Consider the following 25,116-nt stretch of genomic DNA (forward strand, 5'->3'; position numbering starts at 1 on the left):
CCTCAATCGTTCGTTAACCCTCGAGTTTTCGCAGGTCTGCGACACTCAGACAGATCGTGCGGATACGGTGCAACAGGTTCAGACGGTTGCGTCGCAAAACTGCGCTGTCGGCATTGATCTGGACGGTGTTGAAAAACGCATCAATCGGCGCGCGCAAATCGGCCATTGCGGACATTGCTGCGCCGAAATCCTCAGCCGCCATCGCGGGCGCAATTTTGGCATCAGCCGCGTCGAGCGCCGTAAACAGCGCCTTCTCCTCATCCGCATCGGCAAATTTCGCCTCCGCGCCAAAGGAATATTCAACGCCGTCTTTGTCTTCCGCTTGCGACAGGATGTTGTTGGCGCGCTTGAACCCTTGGATCAGGTTCACCCCATCATCGGTTTTCAAAAACGCGGCGAGCGCTTTGGCGCGGTTGACCAGCAACAGCAGATCGTCGTTTCCGGGCATGGCGAGGGAGGCGTCGATGACGTCGTGGGAGATGCCTTCGTCTTTGAGGTAAACCTTGAGGCGGTCGTGGAAGAAGGAGAGGAGGTTTTTTGCTGCCTTCGGTGTAGCAGTTGCCGACTCCTCGATAACATGTGCCTCAAGATCGGGCAAAATTTCTTCATAGGCATTCCGAATGTCCTCCGCAAGAAGGTCTTCATCCTTGGCGCTAGCGCTTTCCAAGGCGTCAAGATACGGCTTAGACAACGGACCAAATACCGAAAACCCATATCTGAAGGCAATTTCTTTAGTGAGCATTTTCTTCAGATTAAGTTCTAATTCATTCTCCAACACCAACCGAATAACCCCCAATGCAGCACGGCGCAGCGCGAACGGATCTTTCGACCCTGTCGGTTTCTCGTCAATCGCCCAGAACCCCGTCAGCTTGTCGATCTTTTCGGCCAAGGCCACGGCCACAGATACGGGCTCAGTCGGCACATCGTCAGACGGGCCCAACGGTGAATAATGTTCCTGCGCGGCAAGTGCCACGGCGTCAGACAATCCGGCTTCAGCCGCATAATACCGCCCCATCAGGCCCTGAAGGTCGGGAAATTCGTAGACCATTTCCGAACTCAAATCAGCCTTGGCGAAGCGCGCGGCGGCCTCCGCCTCATCAGGATCAGCGCCGACCAGCGGTGCGACCTCGCGCGACAGCGCGGCCATGCGATCGACCAGTTCTGCGACCGTGCCCAATTTGTTGTGGAACGTCACATTTCCCAGTGCCGCGAGCCACGCCTGCCCGCCAGCCTTGGCCACCCGCAGATCGTTTTCCCAGAAGAATTTCGCGTCAGATAGCCGCGCGAACAGCACCTTTTGGTTGCCCGCAAGGATCGTCTTACCGCGATCCGCCGTCTCACGGTTTGCAACCGTCACAAAGCGGACAATCTGGCCAGACTTTTCACGGACGGAAAAGAACTTTTGATGCTCTTTCATCGACGCGGTCAGAACCTCTGGCGGCAGGGACAAAAAGTCATCCGCGATTGTGCCCATCAGCACAACCGGCCACTCCACAAGGCCCGCAACCTCGGCCAGCAACCCCTTGTCGTCGACCAATTCCAGACCCGCCGCGAACGCCTGATTGGACGCCTCCGACCAGATCATATCGGCCCGTTCATCAGACCGCAGGATCACCTTGGCACGCTTTAACTTCGCCTCGTAATCATCAAACGAAGTTACAGAAAACTCATCCGGTGCCATAAAGCGGTGGCCGCGCGTGGTGTTGCCCGCAGCAATACCATCGACCGACATTGCCACGACCTCAGCCCCGCCCTCATCGGTCAGAATACAAACAATGGAATGCAGCGGGCGCACCCATTTCAGCGATCCAGTGCCCCAGCGCATGGACTTGGGCCATGGGAAATTTCGGATTGCGCCCTCAAGCACCTCGGCAATGATGTCAGCGGCTTTGCGGCCAGGCTTTTGGATGACCGCAAAATAGACCTCGCCTTTGCCTGTATCACGGGCCTCCAATGCGTCGCGCGACACTCCAGCGCCACGGCAAAACCCGTCAATCGCACCGTCTGGTGCACCGACTTTCGGACCTTTGCGTTCTTCGCGCGTATCGGGGGACTCCGCAGACAAACCTTCAATCGACAAAGCCAAACGTCGCGGCGTGCAAAACGCGCCAGCGCCTGCATAGGTCAGGCCGGCGTCGACCAATCCATCCGCTACCAATTTCTGCAAATCAGCGGCGGCTTTGGCCTGCATGCGGGCAGGGATTTCTTCGGAAAAGAGTTCAATCAACAGGTCAGGCATTTAAAAGTCCTCTGGCAGGTCTGGGCAGCCATCCGGGGTTGGATCGCCGGAAAAAACCGCCTCTCCGCAGGGGTTGGGTTGGTGCCACACAAAGCCGCGTCCATCGGGCATTACGGCCACGACACGATCGACGCCAAATGTGATATTTTCTTGGCTCATGAATGCGATCGCATCGCCGTCTTCCAGCGCCTTACCGATCTCGCGGGCGTCAAAACAACCAAACCACGACGGCGCGGTCCACGGCACGGCATCGTCTATGATGACGTAGGTTTCCATCAACATGGCTTGGCTCTGCGGCGTCTCAAAACAGGCGCGGTAGGACACACTGCTCGACAGACGGACACCGTCGACAAGCGAGTCTATCGCCTTTACATTTTCCGACAATATTGCCTCTGATTCACCAGAAACGAAGCTAATCAATTGGATTTCTCCAACCTCGGCCGATGTAAGTTCGACATAACCCGCATAGACGAGCTGATAGTACATCAGCCCCCCGAAAAGAACTGCTGAGCCCAATATAGCAACGATGGCAATGCGGGTGGCGTTCATGCTGCGTCCTCCGTGTGTCCGCCAGCGGCGGTTTGCAAGAACGCATCAGCGCAGAGTTTGGTCAATGTGCGGACGCGACCGATGTAGGCTTGGCGTTCGGTGACAGAAATCACACCACGCGCGTCGAGCAGGTTGAACAAGTGGCTGGCTTTGATCGCTTGATCGTAGGCGGGTTGCGCCATAACGATTTTGTGGCCGGTCTTCGGATCAACATGATCATTGGATAGGATCGCGGCGCATTCGCGTTCTGCGTCTTCAAAATGCTTCAGCAGGATGTCGGTGTCCGCAATGTCAAAGTTGAAGCGTGAATATTCCTGTTCTGCTTGCTTGAACACATCACCATAGGTCAGCGGGATCATCGCATCGGGGTCATTATAGGGCATGTCCATAACGTGATCGACGCCAAGCACATACATCGCAAGGCGTTCCAACCCATAGGTCAATTCACCTGACACGGGGTGGCATTCGTGGCCACCAACCTGTTGAAAGTAGGTAAATTGTGACACTTCCATGCCATCGCACCAAACTTCCCAGCCAAGACCCCAAGCGCCCAAAGTGGGGCTTTCCCAGTCATCTTCAACAAAGCGGATGTCGTGCAGATCCATGTCCACGCCAATGGCTCTCAGGGACCCCAAATAGAGGTCCTGCAAATCAGGCGGGCTGGGTTTGATCAGCACTTGGAACTGGTAATAGTGTTGTAAACGGTTCGGGTTTTCGCCGTAGCGCCCATCCGTGGGGCGGCGCGATGGTTGCACGTAAGCCGCGGCCCACGGCACAGAGCCAAGACTGCGCAGGGTCGTGGCGGGGTGGAAGGTGCCAGCTCCAACCTCTAGGTCGTAGGGCTGCATAATAGCGCAGCCTTTCGCGGCCCAATACGCCTGCAGGCGAAGGATAATTTCTTGAAAACTGCGCGGTGTATCGGCCATTGACGCCCTCTTGCATAACTGCCGCTTGCATAGGTTGCCGCGTCGCGGGGGTCAATGTGCGCAAATGTCCTTGATCCGGGGCAAATCAGGCCAGTTTCCCCGCAAGTAGACCAACTTTGCGCGTGCGTTCAGGGCCAAAATTGATAAATTGCCGCAAACACGCGGTTGCGGTAGCAATTGCCAGACATCTTAGGGATGATTTTAAAGACATGGTTCGCATTTTATCAGTACTATTTTTCAGCATCTTCATGACTCTTCCAGCAGCAGCCCAACAAAGCGTTTGGGTGCAGGTCGAGGCTCAACGCACATTAACGGGCGCACAGAACGCCGCGCGCGGCTATGCTGCTGCAGGCGTACCCGACGTAACTGGGTTCGCGTTGCCCGGTGGCTGGTATGGCATTGCCCTTGGCCCCTATGAGCCGATTGATGCGAATACCCAACTGCGACGGCTGCAAAATGCGCGTGCGATCCCCGCCGATAGCTACATCGTTGACGGCAACGGATTTCGCACGCAGTTCTGGCCTGTAGGCGTTACCGCGCCCAGTGGTTCGGTGGCTGTTGATCCACCTGCAACAACCACACCCGATCTGACGCCAATCGAAGCCGTTGAACCGGAACCAATTCCAGAGCCCATCTTAACCCCTGATGAGATCCTGCGTGAGGCGCAAGCCAGCGAACAGGCGCTTGATCTGGATGAAAAGCGCATGTTGCAGACCGCGATGCAGTGGGCTGGATTTCACGACGGCGCAATTGATGGGCTTTATGGCCGTGGCACGCGCCTGTCGATGTCGTTGTGGCAAGAGGCCAATGACCATCCACCTACAGGCGTTTTGACCAGTGGGCAGCGGGTTCAATTGATTGGCGCCTATAACGCCATTCTAGATGGTATGGGGCTGCAATTGGTGCGCGACGACGCGTCCGGTATTGAAATGCAAATCCCGACAGGCGTGGTGGAATTTGCCGAATACGCCCCCCCGTTCGCGCGTTTTGATGCCTCGGGTGATGTGGCGGCGCAGGTTTTGCTGATTTCGCAACCTGGCGATCAAACGCGGATGTTCGGGCTTTACGAAATTCTGCAAACTCTGGCAATTATCCCGCCAGAGGGTGAACGCGTCCGTCGCGACCGCAGCTTCGTGATTGAGGGCGCGGACGACAAGGTTAAGTCCTACACCTCCGTTCAATTAGAAAACGGCGAAATCAAAGGTTTTACACTGGTGTGGCCCGCTGGAGATGACGTACGCCGTCGCCGTGTCCTTGCCGAAATGGTGGCGAGCTTTACGACAACCAGTGGCGTCCTCGATCCCGCAATCGCGCGACCCGATGAAAATCAGGCGATTGATATGATCGCCGGATTGGCCGTGCGCAAACCCATCCGCGATCGATCCGGTTTCTATATCAACCGCGCGGGCGATGTCTTGACCACGCTTGAGGCGATCGGTGAATGCACGTCCATCACCCTCGGATTGGAACATGACGCGACCGTCGTGCACCAGGACGCACGACTTGGGCTCGCGGTTTTGCGCCCCACTTCACGTCTTGCGCCCCCTGCCATTGCCGAATTCCAAACCGGTGTGCCGCGCCTGAACGCCGATATTGCGGTCGCTGGCTTTCCGTATGGTGGGGTTTTGACGACACCTGCGCTGACATTTGGCAAGCTGGCCGATATTCGCGGGCTGAACGGCGAAGAAGAGGTCAAGCGCCTGTCGATCTTTGCCCAACCCGGTGATGCAGGTGGACCAGTCTATGACAATGGCGGCGCGGTTTTGGGCATGTTGATGCCAAAGACACAAGAAAACGGCCAGAGCCTGCCGCCCGAGGTTTCGTTCTCGGTGGATGCCGATCAGATCGTGGCGTCAATTATCGGCGCAGGATTGGACGTGGTGACAACGGACTCCGTGGCCTACATGACACCTGAATCCCTCACGTTGATGGCCGCTGACATGACCATACTTGTCAGCTGCTGGAGCGACTAAGCGGCGCTAACCTATCAGCGCGGGCGTCAGGCGAATAACCGTCGGGACGTTCGCTTTGAACGCGGCGTCCAACGCGGGACCAATATCGGCCAGCGTCGATGGTTGCACCGCGTGCGCGCCGTAAGCCTTGGCCAATGCCAGAAAGTCCGGATTGCGCTGGATAACCGCGTTAGGGGCAATTTGGGCGCTTATCATTGAATCCTCAATCTCGCCGAGTTTGCCGTTGTCCCACAGGATAATCGCCAATGGCAGCCCGAGTTCTACCGCAGTGCCGAGTTCTGCAATCGTATATTGCAGCCCGTAATCGCCAATGATGCAGACGGTCGGCAGACCTTTGCGCGCAACGGCCCCACCGATTGACGCAGGCAGCGCGTAGCCGAGCGTGCCGAATCCGTATGGGTGGTGCCAGTGCCCCGCCCGTTTCATCGGCCAGACGTCTTTGGCCGCGTAGGCAAAGCCCGTCATGTCCGAATAGATCATCGCATCATCAGGCATCGCTGCTCGCACAGTGTCGATGATCTGCGGCAGGCCGGGGCGTTCTGCTTCAATTTCTGCACGCCAACCTGCGCGGGCTTGTGCGACCTCTGTGGCGGTCCATTTTGTTGGGGTTTTGCGCTGAATTTCTTCTGCCAGGGCAAACAGCGTTGCGCCTGCATCTGCACAAACCGCCACATCGGTGCGGGGGCGCGATGTCAGCATCACCGGATCAATATCCACGCGAATGAAAGTGCCTGTATGTCCCAACTCTGGCCGCCAAATGTCGACCTCGGCCAATTCGGTCCCAATGGCGAGGATCACGTCCGCCGACCCGATGATGGCCTCGGACCCTGCGCGCGACAGGTTGGAGCCAAAATGTAACGGGTCGTCGTTCCCGAACAGGCCACGGCCTGCGTAGGTGCTGAAACTTGCGGCACCACATGCCTGCGCAGCGATACGCAACGCCTCATCCGCCCCGACACACCCGCCACCCGCGATGATCAGCGGGCGTTCAGCGTTTTGTAACAGGTCCACGATATCGTCGATGACAGGTGTGGCATCGGTTGCGCAGGCCCGGTCTGGTGCGGGCATCGGTGGCGCACTGGCCTCCGCCTCAAGCAGTTTAATCGGCACATGGATCGCCTTGGGACGCTTTCGTTTGGTCGCAAATTCAGAAAAGGCGCGGTCGATCAAGCCATAGGCGGCATCCGCAGTGCGCGCGGTGGCGGACCAATCGGTGACGCTGGCAGCAGCACCTTCTTGGTTGTTCATCTGGTGCAGTTGGCCCTTTTCATGCGCGACTTCGTCTAGACAGGATGCCAACATCAACACAGGAACACTGTCGGAATAGGCTTGTCCCATCGGGGTCAGCGCGTTCAAAACGCCCGGTCCGGTGATCACGTAACACACACCTGGCTTGCCAGATGCGCGCGCGTACCCGTCGGCCATAAACCCAGCGCCCTGTTCGTGGCGAGCCAAAATATGGGTAATACCCGCTTCCTCGATGCCACGATACATTTCTTGGTTGTGCACACCAGGAATGCCAAAAATCACATCAATGCCGCGATCCTTCAGCATATGAGAGATCTGCGCACCCAAAGGTCGCACGGCAAGCCGCTCGTCAGGACGATTCTTCATTACTCTCTCCAAAAATGCCAGCTGAGGATGGTGAACACAGCCATGATTTCAAGCCGACCCACCAGCATCGCGATTGCCAAAATCCATTTGGCGGTGTCGTTAAGGCCAGCAAAATTGCCCGCTGGCCCGATTTCTGTACCCAAACCCGGCCCGACGTTCGCCAATGCCGATGCCGCGCCAGAAATCGAGGTGATGAAATCCAGCCCAGTTAACGCAAGCGCCACGCCAACCACGCCAATCGACACCATGAACGCCACGAAAAATGCCATGACAGAGTTCAACACATCATCGCTGACCGCGCGGCCCTGATAGCGAGGGGTGAAAATACCGTGGGGCGAATGGATGCGGCGAACCTGTGCCTTTATGGAAGTAAACAGCAGCTGATAGCGGAAGATTTTGACGCTACAGGCGGTCGACCCAGCGCAGCCACCGATTAAACCGATAAAGAAGAACATGGTGACCGCGAACGGACCCCATTGCATGTAATCCGCGCTGGCGTACCCGGTACCGGTGATAATGGATGTGACATTGAACAACGCCTCTCGAAAGCCAATTTCACCGAACCCGTGAAACGTCTGCCACAGCCAAAGCGTCATGACCCCCACCAACACAAAGACAACAACAAAAAAAGTGCGTATTTGGCTGTCATAGATCAGCGGCTTTGCCCCGTTGCCCGAAATGAGCTGTACGTAACGCACAAATGGCAACGCCGAGAGGATCATGAATACGCTGGCTACGTAATTCGGGGCTGCACCGAATTCCCCGAAGGAATTATCATAATTGGCGAATCCCCCCGTGGCCACAGTCGTCATGGCATGGGTGATTGCATCGAACGAATTGAGACCAGCAATCGAATAACAGATCGCACAGGCCAATGTGATTGAAACATAGATCACTGAAATACGGCTCGAAATTTCAGCGGCGCGGGGCAGAATTTTACCCATCGTATCAAATGATTCTGATCGGAAAATCTGCATGCCACCGACGCGCAATTCGGGCAGGAAAACCATCGCGACAACGATGATACCGATTCCGCCAAGCCATTGCATGATCGCGCGCCACAGCTTCAGACCTTCGGGAAGGCCTTCGATGCCAACGATAACAGTTGACCCTGTTGTGGTCAGCCCCGACATCGCCTCAAAGAAAGCATCGGTGAAATTTAGCTCTGACCCACCCAACATGAAGGGCAAAGACCCAAAAAGCGGCAATGCCAGCCACACGAGTGTCGTCAACAAGAATGTCTGACGGATGGTCAGGCCTGATGACACTCCATTCTGACAAGCAAGTGCCACAAGACCACCGACCAGAATGGTAATTACCGCACTTTCAAAGAAAACCGTCCAATGGCCATTCCCCGCCACCACATCAGCTAACAAAGGCGCAAACATAGTGGCCCCAAGAGCCGCGACCAGAAGGCCGATCACATATCCTACGGGGCGCACGTCAAACATAGGCGAAGGGTTGGCGGGAGGGGCGATGATAGTCAAGTATCGTGATAGCTGATTTGCCGACAAAGCGACCGTCAAAAATTCTAGACGCTGCGATAAGGTTGGAAAAACCCCTTAGTATGTGTCCATTCAACCGATCAATGCGCCGAACAAACGTCTGCCTGCACCATATAAGTCAACCGCGCGCAAAGCATTTGTTGTTTGGAATATCACACGCACATCGTCGGCTGGGGCCAGCAATCTTGACTTGCCAAAACACAGGAGCGGGCAAAATCCGTTGCTCTCATAAACGCATGTCACGCAGAAACATCGCGTCACCCAACATGAAACAACGACTGGAACAACCGCGGGTCCAATGACTCCGCGTCAAACGTCGTACCTTCGGTCAGCACGGACACGGCGTCATGGCTGTGCAGGCTTTCTTGATGGCTGGCGATGACGCGGTAGTCGGCGATGCGCGGGTCGGCTTGCATTTGTTGTGCGAACAAGCGCGCGGCATCCTCTACAAAGATCGGATTGGCTGCGTTGAGTTCGGCGAACGCCTGTTCGTCCTCGCGTTTCACCATCACTTGGGTTTCCGTCGGCACAGCGGCGCGGCACATGTCGATTAGGTCTTCAAACCACAAAACATCGGCCTCAGGCGCCAATTCAACCGACACCCGCGCAACGCTGCGTTGGGAATGCGGCGTCGCCAGTTGGCCACGGAATTGGCGCGCATGTTCAGACAGTTCCAGCGAACACGGGCAAGTCGATGAGTAAACGTAATCCAGATGCACGATCTTCTTGCGCTGACCGCCCGCTTCAATCAGTTCAAGCGCGATGTCGTAATACTGATAGCCAACAAGGCCCGACCGCAGGCTGTTCACCTTCATGGGAAACGACATACGCATCATGATGCGGGCGTCAAAACTGTCCAGATCGGTCTTGTAAGCGTCCAGTGCCGCGTCGATGACCTCAAAGCTGAATGTTTCTTCGGCATGTTTGTAAAACGTGCGCATGATGCGGGACATGTTGATGCCCTTCTTTTCCGCCTCAAGGCTGACAGTGCCGGTGACAGATGTTTCAAGCGTCAGATCATCGCCCACGGCTTTTCCAGAACGGGTATGGAACCGGATCGGCAGGCGGAAATTACTGATCCCGACATGCTGGATCGCCCGTTTCGCGCCTTTAATCAGACTGCTGGGACCGTTTTGCAAATCTGGCATCGACGCCTTATAAACGTCATCTACTTCAAATTCTTCGGGATAGGCGCGCGCCAAAGCGGGGTAGTTCGACACTTCACGGCCGGGCACTAGTCGTGACACCAGCGGATCAAGGGCGGCGACTTCTTCGTCCGTCACTTGCCCCGCCCAATTGCGCAGCAAGGCCAATGCTTCAGCTGCGTCTTCATGGGTCAAATCACGGTTAAGATCTTTGGGTCGGATATTCATCGAGTCCCCCTTCGGCACACCACGCAGAACATCTAAGTGGGGATGTATGCGATCTTTTTCCACTTTTTAGTGATCCTGATACGGGTTTTGAACAGCTTTAGATCAGAAATGATGACCGTATTCGTCGGGAAACGCCAGCATCCTAAATCACGTCCAGCGCCGCCAGCAAATCGTCAATCAGATCGCCCGCGTCTTCAAGCCCCGTCGAAAGCCGAACCAGACCACCCGAAATCCCCAACAGGTCTTTCTGGTCTTGTGGCAGTCGCTGATGCGTTGTCGTCGCCGGATGGGTGACGATAGACTTGGCATCTGCAAAATTGTTCGAGATGGTGAACAACTCCAACCCGTTGAGAAACTTGAAACAGGCGTCTTTGCCACCCGCCACCTCAAGCGCCAAAACAGTGCCCCCTGATGCAGACTGCGCGCGCGCCAATGCGTGCTGCGGGTGCGCTGAATGGGTCGGATACCGAACAGCGCTGATTTTGGGATGGCCATCCAACGCAGTCGCAATAGCCATCGTCGTGACAGATTGCTGCGCGACCCGCAAATCGAGCGTTTCCAGCCCCTTAAGGTGGGTCCAAGCAGTGAATGGGTTCATCGCGCCACCGGTATGTTTCATGTAGGTTTCAATGGGTCCACGGATCAGATGACGGCTACCCGTGATGATCCCGCCCAACATCCGCCCCTGCCCGTCGACGTGTTTGGTGGTCGACACAATGGCAATATCGGCGCCGCAATCGGCGGCATAGGAATGGATCGGCGTGGCCATGGCATCATCCACTAACACCAATGCGCCGACCTTGTGCGCAACCTTACAAACATGGCGCAAATCCACGACTTCCAGTGTCGGGTTTGAAATACTCTCAAGAAACACCAGCGTCGTGTCAGGCCCGATCGCGGCGTCCCATGCGGCATTATCGGTGCCATCCACCAGCGTGATGTTGACCCCAAAGCGCGCCAGAATATCCTCAAGCACATAAAGGCACGACCCAAACAGCGCACGCGACGACACCACGTGATCACCCGCCTTTAGCAAGGCCATCAGCGCGCCGCTCACGGCGGACATACCGGATGAACACGCGAACGCGTCCTCATAATCCATCAACGCGGACATGCGGTCTTCAAACATCCGCACCGTGGGATTGCCGTAGCGAGCGTAAATAAACTCGTCCTCGCCTAGGTTTTCAAACCGCGCTTCGGCGGCTTCAGCCGACGGATAAACAAAGCCTTGGGTCAGAAAAATTGCTTCGCTAACTTCGCCATATTGGCTGCGCCGTGTGCCCGCGTGCACTGCTTTAGTGCGTTTCTTCCAATCTTTCATCTCACATGTCCCCTTAGAACGTTCTCGATCTGCGTTCTTTCAGAACGACAAAACCCCGACACCGACAAAGGTATCGGGGTTGACCCGTTCCCTTTTTAGCGGAGTTTTTTAAGTGGCCCGCAATCCGGTAACAAATCGCCACTAAGGCTGAGATACGCCCGCTCCGCGACGTCGTCAACACCCCTTGCTGCGCGCACTTGCTACTCGGCCCTGCCATCAGTCATTGTCTCCCCAAAGGAGCCTGCATCATGATTGATCTCTATTACTGGCCCACGCCCAACGGCTGGAAAGTCACCATCGCACTTGAAGAAATGGGCCTGCCCTACCGCGTCAATCTGATTAATATCGGTGCGGGTGATCAGTTCAAACCGGGCTTTCTGGCCATTGCCCCCAACAAACGCATGCCCGCCATCACCGATCCACACGGGCCTGACGGTGCACCGATTTCGATGTTTGAATCCGGCGCTATCCTGCAATACCTCGCACGCAAAACTGGTCAATTTGGCGGTTCCACTGAAAGGGACCGCATTTTTGTTGATCAATGGTTGATGTGGCAAATGGGCGGCCTTGGGCCGATGGCCGGACAGGCACACCATTTCCTGAAATACGCCCTGAACATGGATCCGCCGCAAGACATTGCTTATGCTCAAGACCGCTACCGCTGTGAAACGGCAAGACTTTATGGAATTTTGGATCGCCAACTTGCTAATCATGAATTTGTCGCAGGTGATTTCTATTCCATTGCCGATATGTCGATCTGGGGCTGGGCGTCGCTTTGGGAAGGTCAGCAACAAACACTGGATGACAAACCCAATCTGAAACGCTGGCTGGATACCGTCACCGCCCGCACGGGCGTGCAGAAAGGGCGCGCAGTCGCGGCCGAAAAACGCGGCGATTACAAAGGCGATAAAACAGCGCAGGACACACTTTTTAAGCGCAGCTAACACATTGTTTAGATTCGCCGCCTAAAAGTGCCTTTCAGTGGGGCACCGATGACGGGGAGAATTCTGGCATGAAATTTAGAGCGCGGCGGCTCTTCTCCGCTTTGTTGAGTAAGAAAAGATGCCGACCATCAAGTAACCTGTTGATATGTTAGGTTTCTGACAACTTTACATAGGGCAGGTATATGACCATCGACATCTCGCAACATATTTTTACGCCTGAAGGGGCAACTTGTAAATGAAATTGAGCTGGCTGAAGACGGTGCGAAGGTTATTGTTCAGTGCAGTCGGGATGCCCGCAGGAGCGCTATAGACCCTGCAACCGGCAAGAAGGGTAGCATCAACCAACATATTCGCCGACAACTGAACGACTAACGGCTGACGCCGGTAGGTTCCCTTTTTGAAGGTAATTCAAGATACTGAAGTATGACAGCGTCAGTGACATTGCCGCTGGTTGTTGAGAAAAATCCGCGAGCCCAAAACCGCTGGCCCCAGTACCGTTTGCGCAGTTCGGGAAACTCGCGCTGTATCTTATAAGACGAGCGTCCCTTGATCCGCATCATCACCTTTGACAAAGCTATTTGAGGCGGGACCGATATGAACATGTGGACGTGATCGGTCGACAATACGCCCTTCTCAATATGCACGCCAAGTTCTTGGCATGTTTGGATAATGATTTCACGGATACGCTCACGCATCTCACCGCGCATAACTTTGTATCGGTATTTTGTTGTCCAGACGACGTGAAATCGGTGATAAAATTTGGTATGGATTTGCCGTTGCGAATTTGGTTTCTTGCCGCGCACATCATCACCAGCCATTCCAACGGCATGTCAGCGCTGCAACTTCAGGCGCAACTTGGCCTTGGCAGCTACAAGACGGGTCGCCATCGTCGCTCGGACCGATGGCGCTTCTCGGCGACCTCCTCTTGCAAAAGCTGCGGCGGTCGATGGTCAACCCTGACCGCAACCCCCTGAAAGACCTTGTCGAAATCGATGAAACAGAGATGCCGTTCCGGTCCCGGCATGATCCCGAGGACCGGCCAAAGGGTGGGCGGAGCCCGGTTGGAAAGATGTTTGTCGTCTGTGCCGTCGAGTTATCAAGTGACGGACATCCGCGCCGTATCAGGATGAAACACATTCCCGACGGCGCGTCAAAGACGCTGCACGGGTTCATTGGTCAGGCTGTAGAGCCTGGCGCTCACATCATCACGGATGGCTGGCTCGGTTACGAAAATCCTCCTGCAAACACGCATGAGGCAAAGGTCGTCAGCGGCAAGAAGGCACACGACATACTCCACTGGGTCCACCGCGTGTTCTCCAACCTAAAAACGTGGGCAAAAGGCGTCTTCCACGGCCTCAGAAAGTGCCATCTACAACGCTATCTCGACGAATTCGTGTTCCGCTGGAACCGACGGCGACACATGCGAAGCGCCTTCGACACGCTGCTGGGGATCGGTGTTGGTCTCGGGCCAGCGACATATCGTGATTTTGTTGAACAGCGCGCCTGAAGGGCCTCGTTCACGGCAAAAGCCACGCCCTATAAACCCACCAGACGTTACAAACTGATCCGATCCGCCTCTAAAGCCACAAGGGCAAGATTCTGCGCCGCGTCAACATGTGGGGCAACCGGACTAAAAGGGATAAGCCTCGTGTGGGCATATGCAACTACGCGAAACACAAGCTGACAAGCGCCAGGATAGAGGCTGGTAATGTCAGTATAGGTATGATCCGCAAACGAGCCAGGGGCATCAGGGATACCGAATACTTCAAACTCAAAATTAGACAATCATCCATCCCAGATAATCAATCTATGTTCTATTTGAAATCCTAGAATAACTCAACAAAGCGGAGAAGAGCCAGCGCGGCGATATGCAACGAACTATCCGATCGCCATTCGCCATGGCGCCACAGAACATAAATGTGTCGTGTCCAATATCAGTGAAACCGGGGCCTGTGTTGTCGGCATGAATGACATCGCGATCAACGAACAGGTTGAATTATTGCACAATAACGACCGCACATCCGCCAAGGTTTGCTGGGTCAGAGTTGGCAAAATTGGTTTGATTTTTGATCAAAATCTGTCGGCCGGCGCATTGGACCGCATCCGGTATTCGTTGCGTAAATCAACCCGCCCGCGCCCGCCACAACGCGCAACTTTCACCGAATTGCGCTAGGATTTCGGGTCATCCGGTTCGATTACGTATTTTTGCAACATCACGATCTGTGCCCAGAGGAACAAGAACAACGCGGCTGGAAATGCGAATGTTTCAATCTTGACCCAAGCATCCGTCGACATGGTGCGCCAGACAATTTCGTTTGCCACAGCCAAGACAGCAAACCCGAAGGCCAGTCGCTTGGTCAGGATCATCCAACCTTCTTGTTCCATGGGAATCATATCACCCATGACATATTGCAAAAGGCTTTTTCCGCGCAAAAGTCCGATACCAAGAATGACGGCGAACAGCCCGTTGACGATTGATGTTTTCATTTTAAAGAACCGCTCGTCATTGAACCACGCGGTCAATGCGCCGAAGAAGATCACCATAAACGCCGTGAACACCTGAATCCGGCTAAGTTTTCCAGTCAAAATCCACAAAATCCCCATCGCGACCAATAGAATTGGCACAAAGACAATCGTTGCGACGATAAATCCTGAATAATCTGTGCCGCCAAAGGTGTAGACCTCGTCCTTGATGCGCAGATAAATCAGGAAGAATATGACGGTCGGCCCCAGTTCAAGGACCTGTTTCAGCACGGGATTTACGGTTTTTTCATTCATATGGTCCCCTTACCCGCCAATTTGGACCATTACAGCCCCCAAAGCGATCAGTCCCATCAAGATTAGGCGACGCGGACCAACGGTTTCACCCAAGATGAACCAACCGATGAGCGCGGCAAACACGGTTGATGTTTCGCGCAGCACCGCCGCCTCGCCGACACTGCCAAGCCGCGTGGCCAGCATCACACCGCCAAAACTGACCCAAGCGATCAGCGCGCCAACAAAGCCGCGCCGCAACAATGACCCCAGCCCACCCGGCGCCCCGGTTCGGCGATATCGAACCGCTGCCAAAATCGGGAAATCCAACGCTGTCAGAACAAAGAACCAAGCCAAAAACGTAAACGGATCAGGACTTTGGCGGATGCCATAGGCGTCATAAACCGTATAAATCGCCACCATCAATCCGCCCGCTGCAGCCCAGATCAGCCCGATCTTTAGCCCACGTAAATCAACTTGTTCAGCGGCCATATTGCGCAGCGCCAGCAACAACATTGCGCCAGACAGACAGGCCACACCGACCCATTGCAGCGCGGTAAAATGTTCCTGAAATAACAGGCTCGCCGCGAGGACCGTCACGACAGGACCCGTGCCGCGAATGACCGGATAAACCACCGTATATGCGGCCCGTTCATAGGCCAGCGCGACGGTAGTTTTATAGGCAAAGTGCACGACAACCGCACCCAACAGGATCAAAAACGTGGTGGTTGTGGGCCATGGCACTAAAAACAACGCTACGGGCGCAGAAATCACGACCAGCGATGCGTCAATTGATCCACGCATCAGCCACGGATCATGGCGCCCCTTTTGCAGCGCCCCGAACGCGGCGTGCGCCACGGCTGACATCAATGCCAGCACCGTCGCCAACCGCGCGCCCTCGGCCGTGCCCGCTAGACCAATAAGCCAGTCATACATCCTGTGTCAGTCCCCGCGACATCACTCCGCAACCGGCCCAGCAGGGCTCCAGTCCGCGTTGATCAAAAGTCCGTCGAACAGGATATCCAATTCATTGCTCATCTCGTCGTCTTCGATGATCGTCCACGCGCTTGTCAAAAATGAACTACCGATCTGCATCAAACCAAGCCCACGTTCGTACACGACAGAAACCTCCAAGGCGCCGACTGAATTGGGAAAATCGCCTGCGAATCCGGTAATTTCCGCGCAAAATGCATCACTGATCAGCCCGTCTGGCAACCTTGAGATCAGATCAAACGCCGCATCGCGCTGCGCCTGCGCCGCGCCGCGCATTTCGACGTCGATGTAAAACCCGAACGGGTTTTCATGGCTGCCCTCCAAGGTCATCAACATCAGCCCCGCCTTGAATGTGGCCGACATCGCCAAGCTATCACCCGCGTCGTTGCGCATCACGGCGCGCTCAACAATCGCTTGGCCCGCAGCGGGCTCTTGGCGCAACGTGACATCCACACTGACCATCAGGTGATCAGTGTTCACCCTGCCTTGCATTTCATCTGGATCCAGCCCGCGCACGCGCACCTGCAACCCGAGCGGCGGGCTCGCGTCCTCTGTCCAAAGCTGTGTTGCATCCATGCGCCATTCGAGTTCCGTAAACGGCGCAGTTTCAAACCATGGATCAACGGCTGTGATCTGGCACCACCTGTCCGTCGTAACGGATATGAACCGCAGCTCTAATGGACTGGCTGGATCGCGTAGTTCGGCCAATTCGGTCATCCCGTCAAACGCCCCCACAGGCGGCGCCGTGACAGCTATGAACGCCGCTGGCACGAGGCATTTCACGGCTCTTCCACAGCCGGGGACCACGTGAACAGCACCGACACGCCATTCAGAGCCGGTTCGACAATCTGCTCCGTGCTTGACTGGTCTGGCAGCATCGCAAACTGCGCCAGACGTGCCGCGCCGAGACTTGGGTCGGCGCTAATTTGCAACTGCGCCTTGCCGCGTGGGTGCGGCAGCGACGTCACGAACGCTGACAACGCGTCGCGCCCAGTCTGCGGCATAATGGTATCAGGAATTTGCCCAACCGTTTCAATAGCCTGCGCCTTCAGCGCCTCAACCTGTGCGTCGGGCGCGGCAGCATCGCTGTCTAGCAACATCATGCCAATCGGCATCGCGATATAGGCTTCAAACCATCCAGCAAATTCCGAAGTGATGCTCAGATCGCGCAGGCCCATGGCCCCGACACTCATCTGCATCGTTGTCTGGTCCGTCAGGTTCACGCCATCTATCCGCGCGGTGGCTTCGATCCGGTTTCCTGCAAATAAATCAACGTAGGCGGTATCTACCAGCACCGCATTCTGCACGCCGTCCCAACGCACCGTCAGCCCGAACCCCGCCCGCGGTTGTGCGTTTTGCAACCCGAATAGATAATCAAAAACCGGATCGCCGGATTGGGAGACGACGCCGATCCCCTTGCCAACGATTTCAATCGTGCGTGGTGGCAGACCGTATTCGATAAATCGGTCAACATCAGACGCCCGCCAACGCAGTGACGCCAATCGAAAACTTGTGTCGTCATTAATGTCAAAAGTACCGTCCAAAATTAGGCACCAACCCTCATCGTCGGCCACGACACCTGCATCGCCCACAGGCGCCCCCATAAGGGTTTCAAGCGCCGCCCAACTTCCGGTGCACTGCGCGGGTGTCATACGTTCTTGCGCTGTGGCTGGCGATGACAGCAGTAAGACGGCAGCCAAAAATGCGTGTTTCATCGATCCAACCCTGTCAATGCTGCGGCAAAATCCTCTGGATCAAATGGCGCGAGATCATCAATCTGCTCGCCCACCCCGATCGCGTGGATCGGCAGACCAAACTTATCTGCCAGCGCCACCAGAACGCCACCTTTGGCCGTGCCGTCCAGCTTGGTCATTATCAGCCCCGTCACATCGGCAAGCTCTTGGAACGTCTTCACCTGCGACAGCGCATTTTGTCCTGTTGTGGCGTCCAGAACCAGCAAGGTATTGTGCGGCGCGTCTGGGTCTTTTTTGCGGATGACGCGCACGATCTTTTGGAGCTCTTCCATCAAATCCGCGCGGTTTTGCAATCGACCTGCAGTGTCGATCATCAACAAATCGGCACCGTCGCACGCCGCCTGTTCCATCGCATCAAAGGCCAGCGATGCCGGATCGCTGCCCTCGGGTGCTGTCAGCACAGGGACCCCTGCGCGATCGCCCCAGACCTGCAATTGTTCAACGGCAGCGGCGCGGAACGTGTCCCCTGCCGCGATCACAACCTTTTTGCCTGCCGCTTGGAATTGACTGGCGAGCTTGCCAATCGTCGTGGTCTTGCCCGACCCGTTTACCCCGACAACCAACACGACCTGCGGTTTGGTCGGATACAGCGGCATGGGCCGCGCAACCGGTTCCATAATACGGGTGATTTCGGCGGCCAATAACTCTTTGATTTCTTGCGTAGAAAGCCGCTTTCCAAAGCGCCCTTCAGCCATATTCGACGTCACGCGCAGCGCGGTATCGACGCCCATGTCAGCACTAATCAACAATTCCTCAAGCCGTTCAAGCATATCGTCATCAAGTTCGCGGCGCACAACCGTCTTCGCATCACCGCGCCCCAACAAACGCCCGATCAAGCCCGGCTTGGCGGCCTTTTCGCGTTCCGCGCGCTCCGCCTCAAGCCGTGCATCCTCAGCGCTACGTGCTGCCTTTGCTTGGCGCAATTCCTCGGCACGCTGTGCTTGCTCGGCGGCCGCAACACTCGCTTGGCGCGCCAGTTCCGCTTTGCGGGCTTCGCTTTCTTGTTGCGCATCCTCAGCGCGACGCGCGTCCGCGGCAAGACGGTCGCGTTCCTCGGCGCGGGCGACATCTTCGAGTTCTGCCGCGTGCTGGCGCTGGGCTTCGACACGTTCGGCGGCCTGTACCTCACGTTCGAATTCGGCGATTCGGGCTTCTTCTTGGGCGACCACAGCTGCCTGTTCGTCCAACGCGGCCCGCGCCTGCGCTTCAACCTCTGCCGCATCACTGGCCGCCGCTTCAATCACTTGCGCCGCTGCGACGTCTTCTTCAACGCCGCCATCTTCCACGATGGCATCCAATCCCGCCTCGATTTTCGACGAGGATTGAAACATTCGATCTTTGAGTTTTTTGAAAAACGCCATTGTGGGCTCCGGATAAGGCTTTGTTAGTACCTAATGGCCCAAACGGGCAGACGAAACCAGCGACCACAAAAAATCCACGTCGAGGCCGCGATTGGGACCCAATGTCGCGTTCATTTTGATCGGCGCTGCTATATCTTAGGTATTTATCTGTATATCTTTAGGTTATGTTTATGCGAAATTCGATGCCAATTTTCACAACCGTCACTTTGATGGCACCCGCGTTGATCGCAATGGGCGCTGTTTGGGGTGGTGTTTGGGCCATATCGGGGCTGATCTGGATGACCGCCCTGACCGCCAGCCTTGATCGATTGATCACCGCAACGCTGGCCACCGTTGAAGGCGACGAATTTCCAGCCGCAGATCGGCTCTCAACGACACTGGCATTGGTACATTTCGCACTTTGGCTGCTGGTCATCGCAGCCCTTAGCGGCGCAACCGGACTTTTGCTTTGGGAAAAGCTGGCGGCGTTTGCAGGGGCTGGATTGTTCATGGGACAAGTGAGCAACTCCAACGCCCATGAACTTATCCACCGCCCCGGCCAATGGCTGCGCCGCGCAGGTCGGTGGGTCTATATTTCGGTGCTGTTCGGGCATCATCTGTCCGCACACACCTTGGTGCACCATGTCCATGTCGGCACGCGCAGCGATCCAAATACCGCGCGCCGAGGAGAGAGTTTTTATCGCTTTTTCGTCAGAGCTTGGAGCGGTGGCTTTCGCGATGGGCTGCGGGCAGAAAATAAGCGGTCCGCGCTGTCGGGTCGCCCGAAGTGGCGCCACCCTTATCTCGATTATATTATCGGCGCAGGATTAGTGTTGATCTTGGCGGCGTTGATTGGCGGGGGCACAGGCGTTCTGGCTGCAGTTTGCCTGTCCGGCTTTGCGCAAACACAATTGATGCTGTCCGATTACGTGCAGCATTACGGTTTGTCACGCCGGATCATGGCCAATGGCAAACCCGAACCCGTCGGGTCGCGCCACTCGTGGAACGCGCCGCATCCGATGTCATCGGCGCTGATGCTGAACGCGCCGCGCCATTCAGACCACCACGCTCACCCGTCCCGCCCGTTTCCGGCCCTGCGGCTGGACGATGACATGCCGATGTTGCCACGATCCTTGCCCGTTATGGCCTGCGTTGCACTATATCCACGCCTGTGGCGGCGCGTGATGGACCCCCGCGCGGCCCTGTGGCAAGAACCTGCTGAATAGCGGTTTTAGCATTTTCGCAGGCGATAGTTTCTGTCAACGTTGGGACATGCGCGCCTTAATCCTCTCTCTATTGTTCGTCACGCCAGCTTGGAGCGAAACGCCCCTGTCAGGCGATGAATTTGAAGCGTTGGTGCAAGGTAAAACTCTGACATTTTAAGTTGGCGATGCGCCCTACGGCGTTGAATATTATGCGCCCAATCGCAACGTCATCTGGTCCTTTACGGACGGGGATTGCGTCAATGGCGAATGGTTTGAACAACAAACCCAGAGCGGCCCGAACATCTGTTTTGTCTATGAAAACAACCCTGAACAGCAATGCTGGCAAGTATTTGATATCGAGGGAAAAATTCGCGCAGATTTTATGAACACGCCCGGAACGACCATCTTGTACGAAGCGGTTGAGGCGGAGCCTTTGGTTTGTGGTGGGCTCGGCGTTTAGGTCTCTCCCGCGCATCCAAGCGAGACACTTAAAGACCCAAAGACACTAGAAAAGGCTGCCCTGATCAGGCGGCGGCATCTTACCTTTCGGCTTCGCGAGCTTAGACGTGGGCGCCATTGTCCCGTCTGCAAATTCAATATCGAGCGTGAGGGCCGCCTTTGCCGCCTTGGCTGTCGTCACCACCACCCCGTCACCGCGCACCACGGCATAGCCACGTTTCAGCGTTTCGCGGTAGCCCAACGTTTCACGCATGCGGTCCAGCGCCTCAAGTCGGCTGCGTTGTTTTTGCGTCTGCGTGTGGGCCGCAGTTGTCATGCGGCGCAACGTCGCCGCGAGGTCTTTGACCGCACGGGTCTGCGCCACCGCAATCGTTTCGGGGCGCAACCGGCGCGCCTGCCCGTCCAAATCGCGCCGCGCCTGCGCCGCCATGCGCCCCAAAGCCGGCCCCAACCGTGCGTTCAAGCCCGACATGCGCTCTCGGCCGAGCGTCAATCGATTGCCCAACACAGACGGGCGCAGCAGGCCAGACGCGTCACCCAGACGCAAACGCCCAGCTGCGACGCGACCAATCAACGCCACATCAAGTTTTTCTGACCAGTAATCAAAGCGTTGCTTGGCATCCTCCGTCAGCTGTTTTGGCTTGGGCAGCACTCTCGCCAAATCTGCGACACGTTGTTTGCGCCGTGCAACGCCGTCGGTGACCGCACGCGTCGCCCGCGCGCCCATCTGATCGACTGCCGCCATTAATTCCAACCGGACCGGCACGGCCATCTCCGCCGCCGCCGAAGGTGTTGGCGCACGCTGATCAGACACAAAATCAATCAACGTCGTGTCGGTTTCGTGCCCGATGGCTGAAATCAGCGGAATGGTTGACGCAGCCGCGGCCCGCGCCACAATTTCTTCGTTGAAGCCCCAAAGGTCCTCAATCGACCCGCCGCCGCGCGCCACGATGATCAAATCAGGTCGCGGCAACGCGCCACCACTGGTCATCGCGTTAAACCCGTCAATGGCGCGCGCCACCTGCGGCGCACAATCCTTGCCTTGAACCGCAACGGGCCAAACGATCACTTTGCGTGGGAACCGGTCCCGAAGCCTGTGGAGGATATCACGAACAACGGCACCGGTGGGCGACGTGATCACCCCGATCACATCAGGTAGAAATGGCAACGCCTGTTTACGCTCAGCCGCGAACAGGCCCTCCGCCTCCAGCGCCTTTTTACGCTGGTCGAGCATCGCCATCAACGCGCCGACCCCTGCCACGGCCACTTCGGTCGCGTTCAGCTGATACTTGGATTGGCTGCCAAACGTCGTCATGCGGCCCTTTACGACCACCTCCATCCCCTCCTCGGGGATCACGGAAAGGTCGGCCACTTGCCCTTTCCACGTCGTGCAGGCCAGCACGTTGCGGTCGTCCTTGAGGTCGAAATACAAATGCCCTGACCGCGCATGCACAACGCGGCCCACCTCAGCTTTGACGCGCACATGGCCAAACTCACCCTCGATGGCGCGTTTCACGGCACCCGAAAGTTCAGTTACGGTGAATTCGGGCGTGTTGCCTGCGGCTTCGGGTTCGTCGGTCAGGTCCATTGCCATAAAATTTGGTGCCCTTGTGCTGCGTTTGTGCGCACCTTAAACGTCGCGAAAGCGGAAGGGAAATAGCACATGAACATCCTGATTTTGGGCGGTGGCGGGCGCGAACATTCCCTCGCTTGGGCAGTCAAACAGAACCCCAAATGCGACCGCCTGATCGTGGCGCCAGGCAATGCTGGCATCGCCCAAATCGCCGAATGCGCAGCACTTAATATTGAAGACGGTGATGTGGTTGCAGGCTTTTGCGCCGACAATGCCGTTGATTTTGTCATTATCGGCCCAGAGGCACCCCTTGCCGCCGGTGTTGCGGACGTTTTGCGATCCAACGGGCTTGTGGTTTTTGGATGTTCACAGGCCGCAGCGCAGCTCGAATCATCTAAATCGTTCACAAAGGCCATCTGCGACGCATGCGATGCACCAACCGCGCGTTATGGCCATTTCACCGACGCGAAAGCGGCGCACGATTACGTCACAGCGCAGGGCGCACCGATTGTCATAAAGGCCGATGGGCTGGCAGCTGGCAAAGGCGTCGTCGTCGCGATGGACATCGACACGGCCCACACTGCCGTTGACGATATGCTTGGCGGTCAGTTCGGCGACGCAGGCGCCGAGGTTTTGATAGAAGACTTCATGGACGGCGAAGAAGCCTCCTTTTTCGTGCTGTGTGACGGCACAACTGTCTTGCCTGTCGGCACCGCGCAGGACCATAAACGCGCCTTTGATGGTGACAACGGGCCGAACACAGGCGGCATGGGCGCCTATTCCCCAGCGCCCGTGCTCACCGAGGACATCGTCACCATCGCGCTGCGTGACATTGTTGAACCCACTGTGGCCGAAATGGCGAAGCGCGGCACGCCATTTCAAGGCATCCTTTATGCCGGCTTAATGATCAAAGACGGGCTGCCGCGCCTCGTGGAATATAACGTCCGCTTCGGCGATCCCGAATGCCAGGTTTTGATGATGCGGCTTGGGGGGCAAATCCTGGATCTGCTGCACGCCTGCGCCGAAAATCGCCTTTCAGATGTCACGCCAAACTGGGCTGATGACCATGCTATGACAGTCGTCATGGCCGCCAAAGGTTACCCCGGAGCCTACGAAAAAGGGTCCCAGATCAACAACTTGATCGCCCTGTCTGAAACATCATCAGAGATGACATTTCACGCAGGCACCGCAACAAAAGACGGTCAGATCGTCGCAACAGGTGGCCGCGTCCTCAACGTCACAGCACGCGGCGCCACCTTAAAAGACGCCCATGCCAAAGTTTATGCAATGGTCCACCATATCGACTGGCCCGATGGTTTTTATCGCACAGATATCGGGTACCGCGCGCTTTAGATTCATCTTGGCCGATACAACTCGCCCCGCAGGGTCGGTCTAGCCCATAACAAGCCCAAAACCATGATGGGCGCACACCCGCCACAAACACCGATAAAAAAAGCCGCGCCCCAGATCTACTCTGGGGCGCGGCTTTTTCATTTTTACGGATTTTGCTTAGGCTGCAGGTGCGCGGCTTTGCAACGTATCGGTGATCTCAGTACCGGCTTCGAGTTCATTGCCGTTACCGACGGCAGCAAACTCACGGGTCAGACGTTCCAAAGCGGCCTCATACAACTGACGCTCCGAATAGCTCTGCTCGCGCTGATCGTCGGCGCGGTGCAGATCGCGTACGACCTCAGCAATCGCGATCAGATCGCCTGAATTGATCTTTTGTTCATATTCTTGAGCACGGCGCGACCACATGGCCTTTTTGACCTTCGCCTTACCCTTCAGGGTTTTCATGCAATCAGCCACAACCTCCGTCGAAGCGAGCGACCTCATGCCCACGTCTTCGGCCTTGTTCGTCGGTACACGCAACGTCATCTTGTCCTTTTCGAACGCGATCACGAACATCTCCAATTCGAAGCCCGCAATTTCTTGAGTTTCAATCGACACAATTTTGCCGACTCCATGCGCGGGATAGACGACGAAATCGTTCGGGCTGTAGTCGTATTTCTTCTTAGCCATGAGTGGTGTCCTTTTCTCAAAGCGGCATCACCGGACGACAAAAACACTGGCGGGGACAATCAGTCTCCGTCAGCGATATCTTCAATCCTGGATCAGCAATTACGAGGCATTGGAGAGACTATAACACAAAAATCGACTGATTCCCACATCATATTGCAATGCTGCGACGCAGCGTTTTAACCGCCCTCACCGGGGGCTTCAGAAAACAGCTCCATCTTGTCCTCTTTTCCGTCCATCTCTTCGGCGTTGGGCAATTGGTCTTTCTTGGTGATGATAACGGGCCACATCTCGGAATACTTGCGGTTGAATTCAACCCACTTTTCCATGTCCGGCTCTGTGTCGGGGCGGATTGCATCGGCAGGGCATTCGGGTTCGCACACGCCGCAGTCGATACATTCGTCTGGGTGGATCACCAGCATGTTTTCACCCTCATAGAAACAATCTACGGGGCATACTTCGACGCAGTCGGTGTATTTGCAGGCGATGCAGCTGTCGTTGACGATGTAGGTCATTATTCCGTCCAGTTTGTTTGCACCGCGTCTGTAGCCGCGACCCGCGCCGCCTTCAAGAGC

General features: G+C 56.2%; 21 protein-coding genes, 3 pseudogenes and 1 riboswitch. Of the genes and pseudogenes, 8 read left to right on the top strand and 16 right to left on the bottom strand.

Features of this window, described 5'->3' with window-relative positions; translation table 11 throughout:
* Nucleotides 1-13 precede the first annotated feature (13 nt).
* Genes glyS through OA238_RS14905 form a run of 3 tightly spaced genes read right to left on the bottom strand, consistent with a single transcriptional unit; the run spans nucleotide 14 to nucleotide 3,714 of the window.
* Entirely contained in the window at nucleotides 14-2,239 is a 2,226-nt protein-coding gene (gene glyS / locus OA238_RS14895; RefSeq protein ID WP_015495801.1) for a glycine--tRNA ligase subunit beta, read from the bottom strand.
* On the bottom strand, nucleotides 2,240-2,788 hold the full coding sequence (locus tag OA238_RS14900; protein ID WP_015495802.1) for a DUF6446 family protein: 549 nt from the start codon (nucleotides 2,786-2,788) through the stop codon (nucleotides 2,240-2,242).
* On the bottom strand, nucleotides 2,785-3,714 hold the full coding sequence (locus tag OA238_RS14905) for a glycine--tRNA ligase subunit alpha (protein ID WP_015495803.1): 930 nt from the start codon (nucleotides 3,712-3,714) through the stop codon (nucleotides 2,785-2,787). The genes OA238_RS14900 and OA238_RS14905 overlap by 4 nt, the downstream gene beginning before the upstream one ends.
* 248 nt (nucleotides 3,715-3,962) lie before the next feature.
* On the opposite strand from OA238_RS14905, the gene OA238_RS14910 reads away from it, so the two are divergent.
* On the top strand, nucleotides 3,963-5,687 hold the full coding sequence (locus tag OA238_RS14910) for a serine protease (protein WP_245581325.1): 1,725 nt from the start codon (nucleotides 3,963-3,965) through the stop codon (nucleotides 5,685-5,687).
* A gap of 6 nt (nucleotides 5,688-5,693) precedes the next feature.
* Here the strand turns inward: OA238_RS14910 and OA238_RS14915 are convergent, their stop codons facing one another.
* The 4 genes from OA238_RS14915 to OA238_RS14930 form a co-directional block, all read right to left on the bottom strand.
* Nucleotides 5,694-7,301, bottom strand: coding sequence for a 5-guanidino-2-oxopentanoate decarboxylase (locus OA238_RS14915; protein WP_015495805.1), 1,608 nt, complete (start codon nucleotides 7,299-7,301; stop codon nucleotides 5,694-5,696).
* Nucleotides 7,301-8,752 (bottom strand): TrkH family potassium uptake protein, encoded by a 1,452-nt coding sequence (locus OA238_RS14920; RefSeq protein ID WP_015495806.1) that lies wholly within the window; start codon nucleotides 8,750-8,752, stop codon nucleotides 7,301-7,303. Before OA238_RS14920 ends, OA238_RS14915 begins: the two co-directional genes overlap by 1 nt.
* A gap of 311 nt (nucleotides 8,753-9,063) precedes the next feature.
* Nucleotides 9,064-10,179 carry a GTP cyclohydrolase FolE2 gene (gene folE2 / locus OA238_RS14925; protein ID WP_187293055.1) on the bottom strand — a complete coding sequence of 372 codons (1,116 nt, stop codon included), beginning with the start codon at nucleotides 10,177-10,179 and terminating at the stop codon, nucleotides 9,064-9,066.
* Nucleotides 10,180-10,321: 142 nt separating this feature from the next.
* Nucleotides 10,322-11,500 carry an aminotransferase class V-fold PLP-dependent enzyme gene (locus OA238_RS14930; protein ID WP_015495808.1) on the bottom strand — a complete coding sequence of 393 codons (1,179 nt, stop codon included), beginning with the start codon at nucleotides 11,498-11,500 and terminating at the stop codon, nucleotides 10,322-10,324.
* Nucleotides 11,501-11,574: 74 nt separating this feature from the next.
* Nucleotides 11,575-11,652: riboswitch (SAM riboswitch) on the bottom strand.
* A 96-nt stretch (nucleotides 11,653-11,748) separates the two neighbouring features.
* On the opposite strand from OA238_RS14930, the gene OA238_RS14935 reads away from it, so the two are divergent.
* Both OA238_RS14935 and OA238_RS35100 read left to right on the top strand, forming a co-directional pair.
* On the top strand, nucleotides 11,749-12,444 hold the full coding sequence (locus OA238_RS14935) for a glutathione S-transferase N-terminal domain-containing protein (RefSeq protein ID WP_015495809.1): 696 nt from the start codon (nucleotides 11,749-11,751) through the stop codon (nucleotides 12,442-12,444).
* 182 nt (nucleotides 12,445-12,626) lie between these two features.
* A pseudogene (locus OA238_RS35100) lies at nucleotides 12,627-12,813 on the top strand (ISL3 family transposase); the annotation flags it as partial.
* On the opposite strand, the gene tnpA reads toward OA238_RS35100, so the two are convergent.
* Entirely contained in the window at nucleotides 12,813-13,262 is a 450-nt protein-coding gene (gene tnpA / locus OA238_RS14940; RefSeq protein ID WP_083906886.1) for an IS200/IS605 family transposase, read from the bottom strand. The pseudogene OA238_RS35100 and the gene tnpA sit on opposite strands and share 1 nt — an antisense overlap.
* Here tnpA and OA238_RS14945 point away from each other — a divergent pair.
* From OA238_RS14945 to OA238_RS14955, 3 genes and pseudogenes are all read left to right on the top strand, one after another.
* Nucleotides 13,215-13,951 (top strand): annotated as a pseudogene (locus OA238_RS14945) (IS1595 family transposase); the annotation flags it as partial. The gene tnpA and the pseudogene OA238_RS14945 sit on opposite strands and share 48 nt — an antisense overlap.
* Nucleotides 13,952-14,031: 80 nt before the next feature.
* Nucleotides 14,032-14,274, top strand: a pseudogene (locus tag OA238_RS14950) (transposase); the annotation flags it as partial.
* Between the two features lies 1 nt (nucleotide 14,275).
* The gene (locus tag OA238_RS14955; RefSeq protein WP_083906752.1) at nucleotides 14,276-14,617 is read left to right on the top strand and encodes a PilZ domain-containing protein; all 342 of its coding nucleotides are present in this window, start codon (nucleotides 14,276-14,278) and stop codon (nucleotides 14,615-14,617) included.
* On the opposite strand, the gene OA238_RS14960 is transcribed toward OA238_RS14955, so the two are convergent.
* From OA238_RS14960 to ftsY, 5 genes are read right to left on the bottom strand one after another with little or no spacing between them, the layout of a single operon-like run.
* Nucleotides 14,614-15,222, bottom strand: a complete 609-nt coding sequence (locus tag OA238_RS14960; RefSeq protein ID WP_015495813.1) for an inner membrane-spanning protein YciB — start codon at nucleotides 15,220-15,222, stop codon at nucleotides 14,614-14,616. The two genes, OA238_RS14955 and OA238_RS14960, sit on opposite strands and share 4 nt — an antisense overlap.
* A gap of 9 nt (nucleotides 15,223-15,231) precedes the next feature.
* Nucleotides 15,232-16,134 carry a DMT family transporter gene (locus OA238_RS14965; protein WP_015495814.1) on the bottom strand — a complete coding sequence of 301 codons (903 nt, stop codon included), beginning with the start codon at nucleotides 16,132-16,134 and terminating at the stop codon, nucleotides 15,232-15,234.
* Nucleotides 16,135-16,155: 21 nt separating this feature from the next.
* Nucleotides 16,156-16,974: a hypothetical protein gene (locus OA238_RS14970; protein WP_144055912.1), complete on the bottom strand. Its 819-nt coding sequence runs from the start codon at nucleotides 16,972-16,974 to the stop codon at nucleotides 16,156-16,158.
* Nucleotides 16,971-17,906: a hypothetical protein gene (locus OA238_RS14975; RefSeq protein ID WP_015495816.1), complete on the bottom strand. Its 936-nt coding sequence runs from the start codon at nucleotides 17,904-17,906 to the stop codon at nucleotides 16,971-16,973. Before OA238_RS14975 ends, OA238_RS14970 begins: the two co-directional genes overlap by 4 nt.
* Entirely contained in the window at nucleotides 17,903-19,306 is a 1,404-nt protein-coding gene (ftsY, locus tag OA238_RS14980; RefSeq protein WP_015495817.1) for a signal recognition particle-docking protein FtsY, read from the bottom strand. Before ftsY ends, OA238_RS14975 begins: the two co-directional genes overlap by 4 nt.
* Before the next feature lie 182 nt (nucleotides 19,307-19,488).
* Here ftsY and OA238_RS14985 point away from each other — a divergent pair, with 182 nt between their 5' ends.
* Nucleotides 19,489-20,511: an alkane 1-monooxygenase gene (locus OA238_RS14985; protein ID WP_187293056.1), complete on the top strand. Its 1,023-nt coding sequence runs from the start codon at nucleotides 19,489-19,491 to the stop codon at nucleotides 20,509-20,511.
* Nucleotides 20,512-20,995: 484 nt separating this feature from the next.
* Here the strand turns inward: OA238_RS14985 and xseA are convergent, their stop codons facing one another.
* Nucleotides 20,996-22,537, bottom strand: coding sequence for an exodeoxyribonuclease VII large subunit (gene xseA / locus OA238_RS14995; protein ID WP_044038373.1), 1,542 nt, complete (start codon nucleotides 22,535-22,537; stop codon nucleotides 20,996-20,998).
* Between the two features lie 75 nt (nucleotides 22,538-22,612).
* Here xseA and purD point away from each other — a divergent pair, with 75 nt between their 5' ends.
* Nucleotides 22,613-23,875, top strand: coding sequence for a phosphoribosylamine--glycine ligase (purD, locus tag OA238_RS15000; RefSeq protein WP_015495820.1), 1,263 nt, complete (start codon nucleotides 22,613-22,615; stop codon nucleotides 23,873-23,875).
* A gap of 156 nt (nucleotides 23,876-24,031) precedes the next feature.
* Here purD and OA238_RS15005 read toward each other — a convergent pair whose 3' ends face one another.
* Entirely contained in the window at nucleotides 24,032-24,544 is a 513-nt protein-coding gene (locus tag OA238_RS15005) for a CarD family transcriptional regulator (protein ID WP_015495821.1), read from the bottom strand.
* 176 nt (nucleotides 24,545-24,720) lie between these two features.
* Nucleotides 24,721-25,056 carry a ferredoxin FdxA gene (fdxA, locus tag OA238_RS15010; protein WP_015495822.1) on the bottom strand — a complete coding sequence of 112 codons (336 nt, stop codon included), beginning with the start codon at nucleotides 25,054-25,056 and terminating at the stop codon, nucleotides 24,721-24,723.
* Nucleotides 25,057-25,116: the final 60 nt, after the last annotated feature.

Source organism: Octadecabacter arcticus 238 (assembly GCF_000155735.2).
GTDB lineage: Bacteria > Pseudomonadota > Alphaproteobacteria > Rhodobacterales > Rhodobacteraceae > Octadecabacter > Octadecabacter arcticus.

What these genes read in the sequence shown, in the direction of transcription:
- OA238_RS14910 (WP_245581325.1), top strand. Translation starts at nt 3,963, where the DNA reads ATGACTCTTCCAGCAGCAGCCCAACAAAGCGTTTGGGTGCAGGTCGAG.
- OA238_RS14935 (WP_015495809.1), top strand. Translation starts at nt 11,749, where the DNA reads ATGATTGATCTCTATTACTGGCCCACGCCCAACGGCTGGAAAGTCACC.
- OA238_RS14965 (WP_015495814.1), bottom strand. Translation starts at nt 16,134, where the DNA reads ATGTATGACTGGCTTATTGGTCTAGCGGGCACGGCCGAGGGCGCGCGG.
- purD (WP_015495820.1), top strand. Translation starts at nt 22,613, where the DNA reads ATGAACATCCTGATTTTGGGCGGTGGCGGGCGCGAACATTCCCTCGCT.
- OA238_RS14985 (WP_187293056.1), top strand. Translation starts at nt 19,489, where the DNA reads ATGCCAATTTTCACAACCGTCACTTTGATGGCACCCGCGTTGATCGCA.
- glyS (WP_015495801.1), bottom strand. Translation starts at nt 2,239, where the DNA reads ATGCCTGACCTGTTGATTGAACTCTTTTCCGAAGAAATCCCTGCCCGC.
- OA238_RS14975 (WP_015495816.1), bottom strand. Translation starts at nt 17,906, where the DNA reads ATGAAACACGCATTTTTGGCTGCCGTCTTACTGCTGTCATCGCCAGCC.
- OA238_RS14930 (WP_015495808.1), bottom strand. Translation starts at nt 11,500, where the DNA reads ATGAAAGATTGGAAGAAACGCACTAAAGCAGTGCACGCGGGCACACGG.
- folE2 (WP_187293055.1), bottom strand. Translation starts at nt 10,179, where the DNA reads ATGAATATCCGACCCAAAGATCTTAACCGTGATTTGACCCATGAAGAC.
- OA238_RS14905 (WP_015495803.1), bottom strand. Translation starts at nt 3,714, where the DNA reads ATGGCCGATACACCGCGCAGTTTTCAAGAAATTATCCTTCGCCTGCAG.
- OA238_RS14920 (WP_015495806.1), bottom strand. Translation starts at nt 8,752, where the DNA reads ATGTTTGACGTGCGCCCCGTAGGATATGTGATCGGCCTTCTGGTCGCG.
- ftsY (WP_015495817.1), bottom strand. Translation starts at nt 19,306, where the DNA reads ATGGCGTTTTTCAAAAAACTCAAAGATCGAATGTTTCAATCCTCGTCG.
- OA238_RS14915 (WP_015495805.1), bottom strand. Translation starts at nt 7,301, where the DNA reads ATGAAGAATCGTCCTGACGAGCGGCTTGCCGTGCGACCTTTGGGTGCG.
- OA238_RS15005 (WP_015495821.1), bottom strand. Translation starts at nt 24,544, where the DNA reads ATGGCTAAGAAGAAATACGACTACAGCCCGAACGATTTCGTCGTCTAT.
- tnpA (WP_083906886.1), bottom strand. Translation starts at nt 13,262, where the DNA reads ATGGCTGGTGATGATGTGCGCGGCAAGAAACCAAATTCGCAACGGCAA.
- OA238_RS14900 (WP_015495802.1), bottom strand. Translation starts at nt 2,788, where the DNA reads ATGAACGCCACCCGCATTGCCATCGTTGCTATATTGGGCTCAGCAGTT.
- xseA (WP_044038373.1), bottom strand. Translation starts at nt 22,537, where the DNA reads ATGGACCTGACCGACGAACCCGAAGCCGCAGGCAACACGCCCGAATTC.
- OA238_RS14960 (WP_015495813.1), bottom strand. Translation starts at nt 15,222, where the DNA reads ATGAATGAAAAAACCGTAAATCCCGTGCTGAAACAGGTCCTTGAACTG.
- fdxA (WP_015495822.1), bottom strand. Translation starts at nt 25,056, where the DNA reads ATGACCTACATCGTCAACGACAGCTGCATCGCCTGCAAATACACCGAC.